Source organism: Solirubrobacter deserti, assembly GCF_027587175.1.
Classification (GTDB): domain Bacteria; phylum Actinomycetota; class Thermoleophilia; order Solirubrobacterales; family Solirubrobacteraceae; genus Solirubrobacter; species Solirubrobacter deserti.
The window spans coordinates 1-15,829 of sequence record NZ_JAPCID010000049.1 but is presented as its reverse complement, the minus strand read 5'-3'; the positions used below and the strand labels follow the sequence as shown (position 1 = coordinate 15,829).

At 71.6% G+C, this 15,829-nt stretch carries 12 protein-coding genes and 1 pseudogene; 1 reads left to right on the top strand and 12 read right to left on the bottom strand.

Annotation, left to right across the window (positions count from 1 at the left end; all coding sequences use genetic code 11):
* Positions 1–21 precede the first annotated feature (21 nt).
* From gcvPB to OJ962_RS26150, 8 genes are all read right to left on the bottom strand, one after another.
* Positions 22–1,575, bottom strand: a complete 1,554-nt coding sequence (gene gcvPB, locus OJ962_RS26185; RefSeq protein ID WP_202952317.1) for an aminomethyl-transferring glycine dehydrogenase subunit GcvPB — start codon at positions 1,573–1,575, stop codon at positions 22–24.
* Complete coding sequence (gcvPA, locus tag OJ962_RS26180) at positions 1,572–2,882, bottom strand: aminomethyl-transferring glycine dehydrogenase subunit GcvPA (protein ID WP_202952316.1); 1,311 nt, start codon at positions 2,880–2,882, stop codon at positions 1,572–1,574. The genes gcvPB and gcvPA overlap by 4 nt, the downstream gene beginning before the upstream one ends.
* Positions 2,883–2,897: 15 nt before the next feature.
* On the bottom strand, positions 2,898–3,284 hold the full coding sequence (gene gcvH / locus OJ962_RS26175; RefSeq protein ID WP_202952315.1) for a glycine cleavage system protein GcvH: 387 nt from the start codon (positions 3,282–3,284) through the stop codon (positions 2,898–2,900).
* A gap of 3 nt (positions 3,285–3,287) precedes the next feature.
* Positions 3,288–4,367, bottom strand: coding sequence for a glycine cleavage system aminomethyltransferase GcvT (gene gcvT / locus OJ962_RS26170; protein ID WP_202952314.1), 1,080 nt, complete (start codon positions 4,365–4,367; stop codon positions 3,288–3,290).
* A gap of 22 nt (positions 4,368–4,389) precedes the next feature.
* Positions 4,390–6,081, bottom strand: coding sequence for a GGDEF domain-containing protein (locus OJ962_RS26165; protein WP_202952313.1), 1,692 nt, complete (start codon positions 6,079–6,081; stop codon positions 4,390–4,392).
* A 45-nt stretch (positions 6,082–6,126) separates the two neighbouring features.
* Positions 6,127–7,200, bottom strand: a complete 1,074-nt coding sequence (gene ftsZ, locus OJ962_RS26160) for a cell division protein FtsZ (RefSeq protein ID WP_202952312.1) — start codon at positions 7,198–7,200, stop codon at positions 6,127–6,129.
* 150 nt (positions 7,201–7,350) lie between these two features.
* Entirely contained in the window at positions 7,351–8,118 is a 768-nt protein-coding gene (locus tag OJ962_RS26155; protein WP_202952311.1) for a cell division protein FtsQ/DivIB, read from the bottom strand.
* On the bottom strand, positions 8,115–9,326 hold the full coding sequence (locus tag OJ962_RS26150; RefSeq protein ID WP_270006709.1) for a UDP-N-acetylmuramate--L-alanine ligase: 1,212 nt from the start codon (positions 9,324–9,326) through the stop codon (positions 8,115–8,117). The genes OJ962_RS26155 and OJ962_RS26150 overlap by 4 nt, the downstream gene beginning before the upstream one ends.
* Positions 9,327–9,345: 19 nt before the next feature.
* Between OJ962_RS26150 and OJ962_RS26145 the strand changes: the two genes are divergently transcribed.
* Positions 9,346–10,962 (top strand): RecQ family ATP-dependent DNA helicase, encoded by a 1,617-nt coding sequence (locus OJ962_RS26145; RefSeq protein ID WP_202952310.1) that lies wholly within the window; start codon positions 9,346–9,348, stop codon positions 10,960–10,962.
* A 91-nt stretch (positions 10,963–11,053) separates the two neighbouring features.
* Here the strand turns inward: OJ962_RS26145 and OJ962_RS26140 are convergent, their stop codons facing one another.
* The 4 genes and pseudogenes from OJ962_RS26140 to OJ962_RS26125 form a co-directional block, all read right to left on the bottom strand.
* A complete protein-coding gene (locus tag OJ962_RS26140) occupies positions 11,054–11,365 on the bottom strand; it encodes a hypothetical protein (protein ID WP_202952309.1) in 312 nt (103 codons plus the stop codon).
* Between the two features lie 253 nt (positions 11,366–11,618).
* Positions 11,619–12,617 carry a UDP-N-acetylglucosamine--N-acetylmuramyl-(pentapeptide) pyrophosphoryl-undecaprenol N-acetylglucosamine transferase gene (locus OJ962_RS26135; RefSeq protein WP_270006708.1) on the bottom strand — a complete coding sequence of 333 codons (999 nt, stop codon included), beginning with the start codon at positions 12,615–12,617 and terminating at the stop codon, positions 11,619–11,621.
* On the bottom strand, positions 12,580–13,815 hold the full coding sequence (gene ftsW / locus OJ962_RS26130) for a putative lipid II flippase FtsW (protein ID WP_202952307.1): 1,236 nt from the start codon (positions 13,813–13,815) through the stop codon (positions 12,580–12,582). The genes OJ962_RS26135 and ftsW overlap by 38 nt, the downstream gene beginning before the upstream one ends.
* 60 nt (positions 13,816–13,875) lie before the next feature.
* A pseudogene (locus OJ962_RS26125) lies at positions 13,876–15,829 on the bottom strand (hypothetical protein); the annotation flags it as partial.

The window sequence follows — 15,829 nt, the reverse complement described above, 5'->3', positions numbered from 1 at the left end:
CAACCGTTGACGTTTGGCCGTCTACAGCGGTTGACGGATGACCGGACGCTTGGCCGCGCCCGCCTCATCCAGCCGGCGCACCGGCGTGCCGTACGGCGCGTTGCGGGCGATCTCCGGATCCTCGGCGCCCTCGCGCAGGATCTGGGCGAGCGCGTCGGCGAACGCGTCGAGCGTCTCCTTGGTCTCGGTCTCGGTCGGCTCGATCAGCAGTGCCTCGTCCACCAGCAGCGGGAAGTACACCGTCGGCGGGTGGAAGCTGTGGTCGAGCAGGCGCTTGGCCAGGTCGAGCGTACGCAGCCCGAGCTCGCGCTTCATCGGCGCGCCCGAGAGCACGAACTCGTGCATGCACAGGCGGTCGTAGGCCGGCGGCAGCAGGTCCGTCACGCCGAGCTGGCGCAGGCGCGCGAGCAGGTAGTTGGCGTTCAGGACCGCGGTCTCGCTCGCCTCCTGCAGGCCGTCGGAGCCGAGCGACAGGATGTACGCGTAGGAGCGCACGAACACGCCGTAGTTGCCCTGGAAGCCGCGCAGGCGGCCGATCGACTTCGGCCGGTCGTAGTCGAGGTCGAACGTGCCGTCCTCGCGCTTGACCACCTGCGGCTTGGTGATGTACGGCTCGATGCGGTCCGACACCGCGATCGGGCCGGCGCCGGGGCCGCCGCCGCCGTGCGGCTGCGTGAACGTCTTGTGCAGGTTGAAGTGCACGATGTCGAAGCCCATGTCGCCCGGCCGCGTGCGCCCCATCACCGCGTTGAGGTTCGCTCCGTCGTAGTACAGCGTCGCGCCGACGCCGTGGACGATCTTGGCGATCTCCTCGATGTTGGTGTCGAACACACCGAGCGTGTTCGGGTTGGTGAGCATCAGGCACGCGACCTGCTCGTCGGCCTTCGCGCGCAGGTCTTCGATGTCCACGCCGCCGTCGGCGTTGGTGCCGACCTTGACGACCTCGTAGCCGCCCATGGTCACCGTCGCCGGGTTCGTGCCGTGCGCGGTGTCCGGCGTGAGGATCTTCGTGCGGTGGTCGCCGCGATCCTCGTGGTAGGCGCGCGTCAACAGCACGCCCGCCAGCTCACCGTGCGAGCCGGCCGACGGCTGCAGCGACACGTGCGGCAGGCCCGCGATCTCGCCCAGCGCGCCCTGCAGCTCGTACATGAGCTCCAGCGCACCCTGGGCGCGCTTCGGGTTCTGCAGCGGATGCAGCCGCGCGTTGCCCGGCAGCGCCGCCACGCGCTCGTGCAGCTTCGGGTTGTGCTTCATCGTGCACGAACCGAGCGGGTAGAAGCCGGAATCCAGGTCGAAGTTGCGCTTGGAGAGCCGGTTGTAGTGGCGGACGATCTCCGGCTCGGCGATCTCCGGCAGCTTCGGCGCCTCCGCGCGGCGGAAGCGCTCGGGCAGCTCGTGCTTGGGCACGTCGAGCTCGGGCGCCACGAACGCGCGCCGGCCCGGCTTGGACTTCTCGTAGATCGTGCGGGCGCGGTCGCGCTGCTGCTCGGTCTCGACGATCGCGCTGCGCTGCGGGTGCTGCTCGTGCGCCTCGATCCCCGGGTCGCCGTGCAACTGATTGTCGGTGATCGTCATGCGAGCGCCTCCTGCAGCACCTCGGCGAGGCGGTCGATGTCGGCCTTCGAGCGCTGTTCGGTGATGGCCACCAGCAGCCCGTTGTCGGCGAGCGGGTAGCCCGCGTTGACGCCGCGCTCGGCGCAGAACTCGAGCACCTCGTGGACGTCCTTGCTGAGCTTGACCGCGAACTCGCGCACGACGGGCTGGTCGTGCCAGAGCTCGACGCCCTCGATCGCGGCCAGCGTCTCGCGGGCGTAGTGGGTGCGCGAGACGAGCAGCTCGCCGAGCTCGGTGAGACCTTCGCGGCCGAGCCAGCTGAGGTAGATCATCCCCGCCAGCGCGTTGAGCGCCTGCGCCGTGCAGATGTTGTGCGTCGCCTTCTCGCGGCGGATGTGCTGCTCGCGCGTCTGCAGGGTGAGCACGAAGCCTCTACGGCCGTCGACGTCGGTGGTCTCACCGGCGATGCGGCCCGGCATGCGGCGGATGTAGTCCTGCTTGGCGGCGAAGAAGCCGAACGACGGCCCGCCGAAGTCCAGCCGGTTCCCGAGCGTCTGGCCCTCGCCGACGCATAGGTCCACGTCGTCCTCGCCGGGCGAGCGCAGCACGCCGAGCGTGAGCGGGTCGGCCTGGACGATCAGCAGCGCGCTGTTCTTCTTCGCGCTCAGGGCGGCGACGTCCTCGACCGCGCCGTAGAAGTTCGGCTGGCCGATGAAGATCGCGGCGACGTCGTCTCCCACCTCGTCGAGCTGCGTGAGCCCGTTCTCGAGTGGCAGCGTCTCGATCGTCGTGCCCCAGCCCGCGGACGTCGTGATCAGCGTCTCGAGCGAGTGCGGGTGCAGGCCCTCGGAGACGAGGAACTTCGTGCGCTTGGTGTGCGTGTGCGCCAGCCAGCCGGCGGCCGCGACGGCCGACGGGCCCTCGTAGACGGACGCGTTCGACACGGGCAGCCCGGTCAGCTCCGAGATCGCCGTCTGGTACTCGAACATCACCTGCAGCCCGCCCTGGGAGATCTCGGGCTGGTAGGGCGTGTAGGGCGTGAGGAACTCCGAGCGCTGAAGGATGTTGTCGATCAGCGCCGGAACGTAGTGGTCGTACATCCCGGCGCCGAGGAACGAGATCTCGTCCTCGGCGGAGACGTTCTTGGCGGCGAGGTCGCGCAGGCGGCCATAGACCTCCTGCTCGGGCTTGCCGGCCGGCAGCTCCAGAGGACGACCGAGGCGGACGCCCTCAGGGACGTCCGCGAAGAGGTCGTCGATGGACTCGACGCCGATCGCGTCGAGCATCTGGAGCCGGTCGGATTCAGTCGCAGACGTGTAGCGGCTCATAGTGAGCCACTGAGCTTATGACAGGGTCTGGCGGTAGCTCTCGGCGTCCATCAAGCTGTCGCCTTCGGACGGGTCGGAGAGCTTGATCTTCACGAGCCAGCCCTCGCCGTAGGAATCCTCGTTGATCTGCTCGGGCGAGTCCTTGAGGGCCTCGTTGACCTCGATGATCTCGCCGGAGAGCGGCGCGACCACGTCGGACACGGCCTTGACGGACTCCACCTCGGCGTACGGGCTGTCCTTGTTGATGCTGGTGCCGACCGCGGGCGGGTCGAAGAACACGACCTCGCCGAGCTGGTCCTGGGCGTACCAGGTGATCCCGAGCGTGGCGGTGTCGCCTTCGATCCGGGCCCAGTCGTGCTCGGAGTGGTACTTCAGATCGTCGGGGTAGCTGGCCTCGGCCATCTGTCAGGTCTCCTTGCTGTAAAGCGGTTTGCTGCGCACCTCGGCGGCGCGGGTGCGGCCTCGCACGTCGATCTCGAGCTTCGTGCCCGGCTCAGCCTTGTCGACCGGGACGTAGGCCATGCCGATGCCCTGGTTCAAGGACGGGCTGAGCGTGCCGGACGTGACCTCTCCCCCGCCGATCACCGCGTTGCCCTGGCGGGCGATGCCCTGCTCGGTGACGAACGGGACGAGCGTCTCTGACGGCCCGTTCTCACGGGTGACGCGGATCGCCTCGGCGCCGATGAAGCCCGTGTCCTCCTTCACGCACCACCCGAGACCGGCCTCGATCGGGCCGCGCGACTCCATCAGGTCGTTGCCGTAGAGGTGGTAACAGACCTCCAGGCGCAGCGTGTCGCGCGCGCCCAGGCCGATCGGGGCGACGCCCGCCTGCAGCAATGCGTCCCACACCTTGACCGAGCCGAGCGGGTCGATCAGCAGCTCGACGCCGTCCTCGCCGGTGTAGCCCGTGCCGCACACGAGCACGTCGGGAACGCCGGCGACGGTGGCGCGGGCGGTGCGGAAGCGCTTGGGCAGCTCGGCTTCCGTGAGGTTCGCGACGATGCCGCGCGCCTGCGGCCCCTGCACCGCGAGCATCGCGTAGTCGTGCAGGGCGTCCTTGAGCTGGACGTCGAACGCCTCGGCCTGTTTGCGGAACCACGCGAGGTCCTTCGCGTGGTTGGCCGCGTTCGTGACCGTGAGGTAGTGGTTCTCGGCCAGCTTGTAGGTGAACAGGTCGTCCAGGACGCCGCCGTCCTCCTTGCACAGCACGCTGTACTGCGCCCCGTTCTCGGCGATCTTCGAGACGTCGTTGGAGAGGATGCGCTGCAGGAACTCGAGCGCCTGCGGGCCCGTCGTCTCGATCTCGCCCATGTGGGAGACGTCGAAGACGCCCGCGCGCTCGCGGACGGCGAGGTGCTCCTCCTTGATGCCCGCGTACTGGACGGGCATCTCCCAGCCGGCGAACGGCACCAGCTTGGCGCGCGCGGCGACGTGGCGGTCGTAGAGCGGGGTTCTCAGCAGAGTGGTGTCGGACCCGATGGCCATGCGGCCCCGGACCCTAGCGCGCTCAGGCGACGACTGAGCGGCCCACGGCGGCCGCGACGATGCGTGCGGCCGGGGACGACGGCGCGTGGCTCTCCGCGACGAGCCGCGCGACGGCGCGTAGCGAGGGCGCCGCGGCGATCACGTCCTCGCCGAGCGCGTGCAGCTCGACCGCGTAGCGGACCGCCTCGCGCTGCTCGCGGTCCAGGCCGAGCTTGAGCGCGGCTTCCTCCGCTCGGGCGGCGATCCCGGGGTCCTGCGGGCCGAGGACGGCGAGCAGGACGTCGCGCGCCTGGCGCGCCGCCGACATTCGGCCCGAGTTCTTGCACGCGTACATGCGCTGGTCGGCGATCCGCAGCGCCGTCTCGGAATCGTCGGCCTCGGTGGGCAGCGTGATGGAGCCGAACGAGCAGCCGACCCAGTAGCCCTCGCCCTCGTCGGACAGCGCCTCGGCGGCGCCCTCGACCAGCGCGGTGGCGTCGGCGGCGGACGGCTTGAACAGCACGCAGAACTCGTCGCCGCCCATCCGGAACGCGCGGCCGCGCTTGCCGACGTAGGTCCGCAGGCGCCCGCCGAGGTCGGCGAGCAGGACGTCGCCGGCCGGGTGGCCGAACGTGTCGTTGTAGTGCTTGAAGCCGTCGAGGTCGAACAGCGCGAGCACGCGGGGCGCGTCCTCGTGGGCCTCGGGGAGCGCGGCGTCCAGCGCCCGGGTCAGCGCCCTCCGGTTGCCGAGTCCGGTGAGGGCGTCGGTCATCGCCTCGGTCCGGCTCGCCCGCAGGATGCGGACGTTCTGGCGGAAGGTGAGCGTCAGGCGCACCATCACGAACACGATCGCGGCGGCGGCGAGCGCCACGGCGAGCCCGTTCAGCGCGCCCGTCGAGGCGTAGACGAGCAGCTCGAGGGAGACGGCGCCGGAGACCAGCGGCGCGATCAGCAGGCGCAGGCTGTCGTCGGCGGGCCGGCGGCGCGTCGACGGGCCGCGCTGCCACGCGGCGAGCGCGATCAGCAGCAGGGCGAGCCACCAAGCCATATCCAGCCAGCCGCCGGACTCGAACGTGCCCTCGGCCGCCTTGACGAGGAACACGGAGTCGGCCAGCCAGAAGGCGAGGATGCCGGCGACCAGCAGCGCCCACGTGCGGTCGAGCCTCCAGCCCGCGGCGGCCAGCGCGCCGACGCCGACGGCCAACAGGACGAGATCGGCGATGGGATAGGCGAGGCTCGTGGCCACCGCGACACCATCGCCCTCGGCGTGCTCGAGCACGGTCTGGAAGACGATCGCGGCGCTCAGGGCGCCGACGGCGAGCGCGGCCGTAATGCCGTCGACGAGCAGGGTCGGCGTCAGCCGGACACGTCGGCGCAGCAGGACCAGCATGCCGGCGAAGGTGAACGGCGGGAACAACAAGAATCCGGCGTCGGCGAAGCTCGGGATGGGCGGGGCGCTCTCATCCCACAGGGCGGCGGTGTAGTAGATCTCGCCCGCGGTCCAGGCGGCGACGCCGGCGCCGATCAGCAGCCAGGCGCAGCGTTCGCGGGCGGCCAGCGCGCCGCGCGTGAGGCAGATGCCCGCCGCGACGGCGAGCACCACGTCATGGGCGAAGCGCGAGCTGAGCGGGCCGAGATCCGCGCCGGCGAAAGCCACGACGTTCACGGCGTAGCCCAGCAGCCACGCGGCGCAGGCGAACAGCGGGACGAGCAGGATCGGCCGGCGCGACAGCATTCCTCCGCGTTGATCGGCCGATCGGCCGACAACACGGAGGGCGGGTCAGCGAAGGAACGGCGGGATGTCGAGATCGTCGTCGCGGATGACGAGCGAATCGCGCTGGCGCTCGTCGATCCGCGGGTTGCGGTCGCGCGGCGCGCGCGAGCGCTCTTCGCGGGCGGCACGGACGCCCCCGTGGTCGAAGCCGGTGGCGATCACGGTGACGCGGATGTCGTCCGACATGCCCTCGTCGATCACGGCGCCGAAGATGATGTTGCTGTTGGCGTCCGCGGCGGAGTGGATGAGCTCCGCGGCCTCGTTGACCTCGAACAGGCCCAGGTCGCGACCACCGGTGATGTTGAGCAGGATGCCGGTCGCGCCCTCGACCGACTCCTCCAGCAGCGGAGAGCTGATCGCGGCCTTGGCCGCTTCGCTGGCGCGGTTCTCGCCCTGGGCGGTGCCGATGCCCATCAGCGCGCTGCCGGCGTTCTCCATGATCGCCCGCACATCGGCGAAGTCGAGGTTGATCAGGCCGGGGATCGTGATCAGGTCCGTGATGCCCTGAACGCCCTGACGCAGGACGTTGTCGGCCTCGCGGAACGCGTCGAGGATGCTCGTGCGCCGCTCGACCATCGCGAGCAGCTTCTCGTTGGGGATCACGATCAGCGTGTCCACCATCTCGCGCAGGCGGTCGATGCCCTCCTGCGCCTGGCGGGCCCGCTGAGAGCCCTCGAACGCGAACGGGCGTGTGACCACGCCGACCGTGAGCGCTCCTATTTCGTTCTTGGCGATCTCGGCGATCACGGGTGCGGCGCCCGTGCCGGTGCCACCGCCCTCGCCGGCCGTGACGAACACCATGTCCGCGCCCTTGAGCGCCTCCTTGATGTCGTCGCGCGACTCCGCCGCGGCGCCCTGACCGATCTGCGGGTTGGCGCCCGCGCCCAGGCCCTTCGTGAGCGTGCTGCCGATGTGCAGCTTGAGGTCGGCGTCCGTCATCTGGAGCGCCTGCGCGTCCGTGTTGGCCGCGATGAACTCAACGCCGCTGAGACCGGCGTCGATCATCCGGTTCACGGCATTGGTTCCACCGCCGCCGACGCCGACGACCTTGATGACTGCGAGATAACCGCTGGCTTCCATGTGGGTTTTTCCGTCCGGACCTCTAGTTAGGGTCGAGCGTTTTAGCAGGCTCGCCGACGGCGCGGATTACCGCAAGGTACGGGGATTTCGTTCCCGATGTCAACGGGAGCGAACCGGCGCAAGCATCGTTGCAGACTGCCGAAGTCTCGACTACGGATTCAGAGTTGGGCTATTCTCAGCCTCAGGTTGAGCGTTCGGGTCGGGCGTCGGCGTGGCGATCGGGGCGAGTCCGCCCGCGGCCACTCGGCCCGGGATCCGAAGGTCGAGATATGTGGCCCCCTGCGCGGAGATCTCGGCCAGGACACGGGCTGCGGCCGCCCACTTCTTGTCCGCTTCGTCGCCTCCCCCGAAGATCAGCTCGGGGCCTTCTTGGAGGTCGACGATCACGCCGCGCTTGTCGACCTTGACCTCGTCGGTGCGACCGCGCAGCGGGTCGGGCGCCGCCCCCGCAACCGTCAGCGCGTTGAGGATCCGGCGGTCCGTGATCCGCGCTCCGGCCGGGTCGCGCTTGAGCTTGACGCTGGGAAGATCGCGCTCGGCGGTCACGCCGCGCAGCAGCGTGCCGTTGCTGGTCACCGGGACGCGCCGCTCCCCCGGCCGGGAGACCGCGGCCACCGGCCGGCGCTCGATCACCTGGATGCGGAGCGTGTGCGGGAAGTCGGACTGCACCTTCACGTCGTCGACCGACGTGTATGAGGCACTGGCTTCGCGCAGTACCTCTTCGCGGACGTTGAGGGTCGTCATGTCCTTGGCCACCGACTCGAGCGCGGCACGGACCTTGTCCCCGTCGGAGGCGGTGACGCCCGTGATCTGGACGTCCTGGACCGCGACGAGGCTCGACCCGCGCAGCCACAGGAAGCCGCCGCCGGTCAGCACGATTACGGCGACGACAGCGAGGCCGACTTTGAGACGCGTCATCGTCCGGGGGGTTCGCTATGCGCGACGAGGTCCCTGCCGATCGCGTTCACGTCTCCGGCGCCCATCGTGAGCAACAGGTCGCCCTCCTGCAACGCCCGTTGCAGGTACGCACGCGCTGTGGCGTGCGTCTTGGCCCAGATCACGGGCATCCCCGGGCGGGCGTCGTAGGCGTGTTCGGCGACGAGCAGGCCGCTGACGCCGGGGTAGTCCTCCTGGCGCTCGCGCGCGGGATAGACATCGAGCAGCACCGCCATGTCCGCCCCGGCCAGGGCCTCGCCGAACGCGCGGGCCTCGCGTTGGGTGCGGCTGAACAGGTGCGGCTGGAAGAGCGCGATCACCCGCGGCGGGTGCTGGCTGCGGGCGGCCTCGATCGTCGCGCGCACCTCGGTCGGGTGGTGCGCGTAGTCGTCGACGACCGTGGCGCCGTTGGCGGTGCCGACCACCTCGAAGCGCCGGCCCGCGCCCTCGAAGGTCGCGAGCAGCTCGCGCGCCAGCTCGGCGGTGCCCTGGGCGATTTCGATCGCCGTCAGCGCGGCCGCCGCGTTCTTGCGGTTGTGCGCCCCGGGCACGGCCAGCGGGCCGTCGTACTCGCCGAACACGTGCGCGTCGGCGCGCAGGCGCGTGAGGTCGGGCGCGACGACCGCGTCCCTCGCGCGCGCGAGAAACTGGGCGAACGTGTCGTCCACGTCGCGCGAGCTCGCGTAGGTGGTGTGGTGGTCGAGCTCGGCGTTGGTCACGACCGCGATCGTCGGGTGCAGCTTGAGCAGGCTGCGGTCGGACTCGTCGGCTTCGACGATCAGCCAGGCGCTGTCCTCGTGCCAGTCGGCGTTGGTGCCGGTGCTGCGGACCTCGCCGCCGACCAGGTAGCTCTCGCCCGGCATGGCGTGTACGAGCATCGACGTGGTGGTCGTCTTGCCGTGGGTGCCGGACACCGCGATCGTCGGCTTGAGCTGCGTGAGCTCGGCCAGCAGGTCGGCGCGGTGCAGCTCGGGCGCGCCGGTGGTGCGCTCGGGGTTGTCGGCGCCGATCGCGGTCGAGAAGACGACGGTCGCCCCGGCGGGGACGTTGCGCGCGTCGTGCCCGCCCTGCGCGCGGTCGGAGCCGGTCACCTCGGCGCCCAGGCTGCGGGCCACCTTCGCGAGCCCGCTCATCCCGATGCCGCCGATGCCGACGAAGTGCAGTTTGCGTCCTGACCACGGCTGATTCACGCCTGTCACCCTACGGCGCTTGGCCGACGAATCGAGGATCGAACGGGTTGCGCGAGAGGCGTTCGGCTACGCCGAGCTCCGCGCCGGGCAGCGAGAAGCCATCGAGGCGGCGCTGGAGGGACGCGACGTGCTGGTGGTCATGTCCACGGGCGCGGGCAAGTCGGCGATCTACCAGATCGCCGGGCTGCTGACGCCCGGCGCGACGGTCGTCGTCTCCCCGCTGATCGCGCTGCAGCGCGACCAGGTGGACGGGCTCAACGAGCTCGCGGCGGGCGGCGCGGCGCAGGTGAACTCCTCGCTGCCGCGGGCCGAGCGCGAGGAGGCGCTGCACGAGCTGGCCGAGAACGCGCTCGAGTTCCTGTTCCTCGCGCCCGAGCAGCTGGCGCGCAAGGACGTGCTCGACGAGCTCGCGGTGGCGGACATCTCGCTGTTCGTCGTGGACGAGGCGCACTGCGTCAGCGAGTGGGGGCACGACTTCCGGCCCGAGTACCTGCGGCTGGGCGCCGCGATCGAGGCGCTGGGCCGCCCGCCCGTGCTCGCGCTGACCGCGACGGCGGCGCCGCCCGTGCGCGAGGAGATCGTCACGCGGCTCGGGCTGCGTGACCCGGTGCTGCTGATCCGCGGGTTCGACCGGCCGAACCTGCGCTTCTCGGTCGAGCGCTTCCACGGGGAGCAGGGCGCCGAGCGCAAGCGGCGGGCGCTGGTCGAGCGGATCGCGGCTTCGCCTCCGCCCGGGATCGTCTACGTGTCGACGCGGCGCGAGGCCGAAGAGCTCGCCGACGAGCTGTGCGAGGGCTCGCTGCGCGCGGCGTCCTACCACGCGGGGATGAAGTCGGCCGAGCGCGACGACGTCCAGGAGCGCTTCATGGACGGCTCGATCGACGTGGTCGTCGCCACCACCGCGTTCGGCATGGGCATCGACAAGGCCGACGTCCGCTGGGTGTTCCATGCAGAGGTCGCCGAGTCGCTGGACGCCTACTACCAGGAGGCGGGCCGCGCCGGCCGCGACGGGGAGCCCGCCGAGATCGTGCTCTTCTACCGCAGCGAGGACGTCGGGCTGCGCCGGTTCTTCGCCGGCGGCCACGTCGAGGTCGACGAGCTCGCGCACGTGCTGGACGCCGTGCGCCAGGGCGTTCCGGCGGCGGACCTGGGGGACTCGGTCCATCTGTCGGACACCAGGCTCGCCTCCGCCCTGTCGCGCCTGGAGGACGCGGGCGCGGTGCGCGTGGCGATGGACGGCGAGATCGCGCCGATGTCGGACGCGCCGTCGTCGGAGCTGGTGACGGCCGCCGCGGAGGCCGAGGAGATGCGCCGCTCCTTCGACCGTTCGCGCGTGGACATGATGCGCGCCTACGCCGAGACCGACGACTGCCGCCGCGCATTCATCCTGTCCTACTTCGGCGAGCCGTTCGAGCCGCCGTGCGGCTACTGCGACAACTGCGAGTCGGGTCGGGTGAGCGCCCCGCCGTCGGACGTGCCGTTCCCGGTCGGCGCGCGCGTCGCCCACGAGTCGTGGGGCGAGGGCGTCGTCCAGCGTTACGACGACGGCTCGATGGTCGTCCTGTTCGACGAGGCCGGCTACAAGACGCTCGCGCTGGAAGTGGTGCGCGAGCGCGAGCTGCTGACCGCGGTGTAGGCGCGCCCGCGCGCTGCGCGCCGGTGCCGCCGTGTGGGGGCCCGCCGGCGAGCGGCCGCGTGGCCGCCCGCCGGGGTCTCTCCCCCAAGGGCTAGTTCTGGCCCTGCGCGGCGTTCATCTGCTCCTGGGCGGCCTCGAGCTGCTCGCGGGCCTCGTCCGGGATGTCGGCGTCCTTGGCGGCGTCGATCGTGTCGTTGGCCAGGCCGTTGACGTCCTCCTGGATCTCCTCAGCCGCCTGCTCGGCGTCCTTGGTGCCGGCACGGACCTCCTCGGCGGTGCGCTGGGCGTCCTCCTGCACCTGCGAGGCGCGCTCCTGGATGCGGTCGGCCTCGTCCTGGTCGATGCCCTCGTTGCCGCAGGCGACGACGGTCAGAGAGGCGGCGACGGCGGCAAAGGTGAGCAACTTACGAATCATTGGAGTTCCTTTTCTTGGGGAGGAGAGGACAACTCTTTCGTGCCTCGCCCCCACGCGCCGCGGGGTTACCGCGTCGATCCAGGTGCGGCTAGCTCCACGGCCAATTCCTGGGGGAGTGGTTGGGGTCGGCACGCACCGGACTCTGCCGCCCGCTTGGCCACCGCGCCTCAGGGACGACCCTGATCCCGTGCCGGTTCGGGGTGCGGGTATCCCCGCGCTCCGCCCCGCCCGCGGCCCCGCCTCAGCGGTGCCGGTCCACCGCGGCGAGGACCTCGTGAGCGATGTCGCGCGCGGCGTCCGGCTTTGCCAGCGCGCGGGCGGCCGCGGCCATGTCCGCGCGCGCGGCCAGCACGGCGTCCGTCTCGGCGCGCAGCCGCTCCGGGCTGAGCTCGGCGTCCGGCAGCACGCGGGCGGCGCCGGCTTCGGTCATCCAGCGCGCGTTGGTGGTCTGGTGGTCGGCGGTGGCGTGCGGGTACGGGATCAGGACGGCGGGGAGGCCGTACTGGGCGAGCTCGAAGATCGAGCCGCCGGAGCGGGCGACCGCGACGTCCGCCGCGGCCAGCGCGACGCCGAACGGCGTCAGGTAGTCGAGCAGGACGTAGTTGTCGTCCGGCGCCTCGAGGTCGGGGTAGTCGCGCGTGCCGGCGACGTGGACGACGCGGTACGGCGCGTCCTTGAACGCCTCCACGGCGGCGTGGTTGATCGAGCGGGCGCCGAGCGAGCCGCCGAAGATCAGCACGGCGGTCTCGTCCGTGCCGATGCCCAGCTGCGCACGGGCCTGGGCCCGGTCGCTGTAGGTCTCCGGGACAGGACGGCCCGTGACCCGGAAGCGCTCGCCCTCGTGTCCCGCGAGCGGGAACGCGAGGCAGACGCGCTCGGCCCGCTTGGCGAGCAGCCGGTTGGTCAGGCCCAGGTGCGAGTCGGCCTCGGTGAGCACGAGCGGCAGCTTCGCCAGCGTGGCCGCGAGCCCGACCGGGCCGGCGACGTAGCCGCCGCCCCCGAGGACGGCGTCCGCGCCGCGACGCTTGAGAATCCGGCGCGCCGCGAGGAGCGCGCCGCCCGCCTTGCCGACGGCGCGCGCGGCCTTCACCGGATTCGAGCGGTTGATGCCCTCGACGTTGATCGGGTCCAGCTCGTAGCCGGCCTGTGGGACGAGCTCGGCCTCGGCGCGCTGGCCGCCGACGAAGCTGACCTCGGCGCCCTCAGCTCGCAGCGCGTCGGCGACGGCTATCGCCGGCACCACGTGCCCCGCCGTCCCGCCGGCCGCGATGACGATCCTCGGCGGCGCGGTCACGAGCGGACTTGGAGCGTTGCGGGACGGCACTGAGCGTGTGGGCGTGGCCGCCCGAGGCGACGTTGAGCAGCACGCCCATGGAGACCATCAGCGTGATCAGGCTCGTCGAACCGGACGAGATGAAGGGCAGCGGGACGCCGGTCAGCGGCGCGAGGCCGAGGATGGCGTAGACGTTGAGCAGGGCTTGGCACAGGATGAGTGAGGTGATGCCGGCGGCGACGAGGGTGGCGTAGATGCCCTTGGCCTTCTTGGCGGTCTGCAACCCGGCGTACGCGATGATGCCGTACAGGCTCAGGAGGCCGACGATGCCCGCCAGGCCGAGCTCCTCCCCGATGATCGTGAGGATGAAGTCCGTGTGGGCCTCGGGAACGTAGAAGATCTTCTGGATGGACTGCCCGAGACCGTTGCCGAAGATGCCGCCCGAGCCGATCGCGATCTGGCCCTGGACGATCTGGAAGCCCTCGTCGTGCGCGTGCGCCCACGGGTCCAGGAACGACGTCAGGCGCTCGCGCCGATAGGGCTCGAGGATCGCGAACAGCAGCACCAGCACCGCGCCGGCACCCGTCATCAGGCCCAGCTGGCGCATCGGCAGGCCCGCGATCACCAGCAGCACCGCCATCGTGAAGCAGATCACCAGGCACGTGCCGAGGTCGGGCTGGGCGGCGATCAGCAGGACCGCCCCGCCGCCGACGGCCAGCACGGGTCCGACGACCGTCCTGATGTTGCGCGCGATCTTGGGCCGCTCCGCGATCACGGCCGCGACGTGCAGGACCAGTGCGAGCTTGACGATCTCGCTCGGCTGGAACTGCAGCGGGCCGAACCCGAGCCAGCGTGTCGCGCCGTTGACCTCGACGCCCAAGCCCGGCACCTTGACCATCACGAGCATGACGAACGAGGCCCCGAGCAGCACGGACGTGTAGCGGCGGATCAGATCGAGCCGCAGCCGCGAGATGATGTGCATCGCGATCAGGCCGAAGAACCCGTAGCCCACGTACTTTGCGAGGTACATCGTTCCGTCGCCCTGGCCCTGGAGCACGGTCCGGGCGCTCGACGCCGAGTACACCATCACCGCCCCGCCCGCCAGCAGGCAGAAAGTGGCAGTGAGCAGCAGTCGATGTTCAAGCGGCTGCTGCGATCGGCCCATCGAGCCGCTGTTCGGTGCCGTCGCCCGGACCCCTTCCGGTGTACAGAAGAATTTCTGTCTCTACGGCCGCACCTGCACCGTCACCGCACGGCTGTGCCCGGCGAGAAACGGCCAGCCCTCGTCCGCGCGCACGAGAGCACGGACCTGCTGGACCCGAGCGCCCGTGACCCGGTAGCGGCCGCTGAAAGTGCCGCCGTGGCGGGCGAGGCGCGTGGTCGCGAACGTCCACCAGCGCGCTCCCACGCGGACCTGCAGCTCGAGGGGCTTGCGCACACCGGCCGGCGCGCCCGCGATCTTGCCCTTGAGCGCGACGGTCTGCCCGGGCCTCAACAGCTCGCGCTCCGCCGTGAGCGTCACCTTCGGCGTGACGTGCACGACCAGGTCCACCGCTCGTGCGGAACCGGCGCGCAGCCGCAGGGTCCTCGACACCCCCGCCGGCACGCGGTAGCGAAACCGACCGTCCGCGTCGCTGACCACGTGATCGAGCGCCGGCGCCGGATTGCCGAGCACGTGCGGCGCGGCCGCGATCTCGACCCGCGCGTGCGCCAGCGGCTGCCCCTCGCCGCCGCGGAGCGTGCCGACGATCACGGGGCGCTCGCCCCACGTGACCTTGGCCCAGGTCCGGTCCGAGCCTTCGAACGCGGCGAGCAGCGTCACCGGCGCCTCGGGCGGCGCCGGTGCGGGTCCCGGCGGCGAAGCGGGCAGCGGCGTGGCCGGCGGAGGCGCCGGGGTCGGGTCCGGCGTCGGCTCGGGGCGCGGAGCGGCGGGGGCCGCGACCGGGTCGGTCGGGTCCGAGTACGCGTCCGCGGCGCCCTCCGCGTTGACGGCGCGGACCCAGAACCGCAGCGCTTTGCCGTAGTCGGCTGGGGTCACCTCGTAGCCGGAGCTCGTCGCCCGGGAGATGTCCGTCCATGTGCCGGACTCCAGCCGCTGCCAGCGGCGCGTCAGGGTGAGGCCGGTGCCGGTCCAGGTGCCGTCCGACGCGGTGAGCGTCTCGCCGTGCCGCGCGACGCCCGCGACGACCGGCGCGCTGGCGCTCGAGGGCGCCGGGACGTTGTCGATCGTGACGAAGCCGACATCCGTCGTCGCGCTGTTGCCCGCGTAGTCGACCGTCACCAGACGAAGGAGCCGAGTGCCGTCGGGGACGCGCGTGGTGTCGATGTCGATGATCTCGTCGACGCGTTGCGGGCACGGCGGGAACACGTCGTCGGCGCAGGCCGGCGACAGCCCGCCGACCGCCGTGCCCCCGAGCGTCGCCGTGACGCTCCTGACGCCCGAGTCGGCGTCGGCGGCCACCACGCTCAGCGCCCGGACCCCACGCTGGCTCCCCGACCCGAGCACCGCGCCGCTGCCGCTCGCGGTCGGCCGCACCGCCTCCGCGAGCGTGAGGTCGACGCCGTACAGCGAGAACAGCGGCCCGGACCAGTTGCAGTAGCCGGGCCCGTTCGCCGGCGAGCACCACGTGTGGAAGTGCAGCGTGCGCGCTCCGCTGGGCGTCTGGAAGTACTCGCCCCATCCCGCCGTCCCGGACGGGGTGTCCTTGAGCTGGGTCGACCCCGACCCGAGCTGCAGGTACGCCGGGTTGGTGCTCGGCGCCTGCGGCGTCGACCGATAGCTCGTCGTGAACGAGGCGATCGTCGTGTTCGGCATCGACGCCGGCACGGCGAACGTCAGCAGCGCGCTGCCGTAGTGCGCGAGCCGATGCGCCGGCGCGGTCATGACCACCGACCCGCCTTGCGCGTAACACGTCTGCGCCACGGCGGTGTTCGCGCTCCACGCCACAGCGCTGAACGCCGCCCCCGCGGTGCACTGACGCACGACGAACCGCCCCGGGGTCGCCGCCCCGGCCGCAGGTGGAACGAATCCGAGCCCGACGAGGGCCAGCACGGCGACAACAGCGGCGCGGAGAGGCCACGCGCGCCGCATCGCGGCGAAGCGTGGCCGCGCGAGGCGGGGCCACGCGGGGCGGCGCCCGCCGCGCCGGGGACGGGCGCGCCAGGCCGCGGGCGGGCCG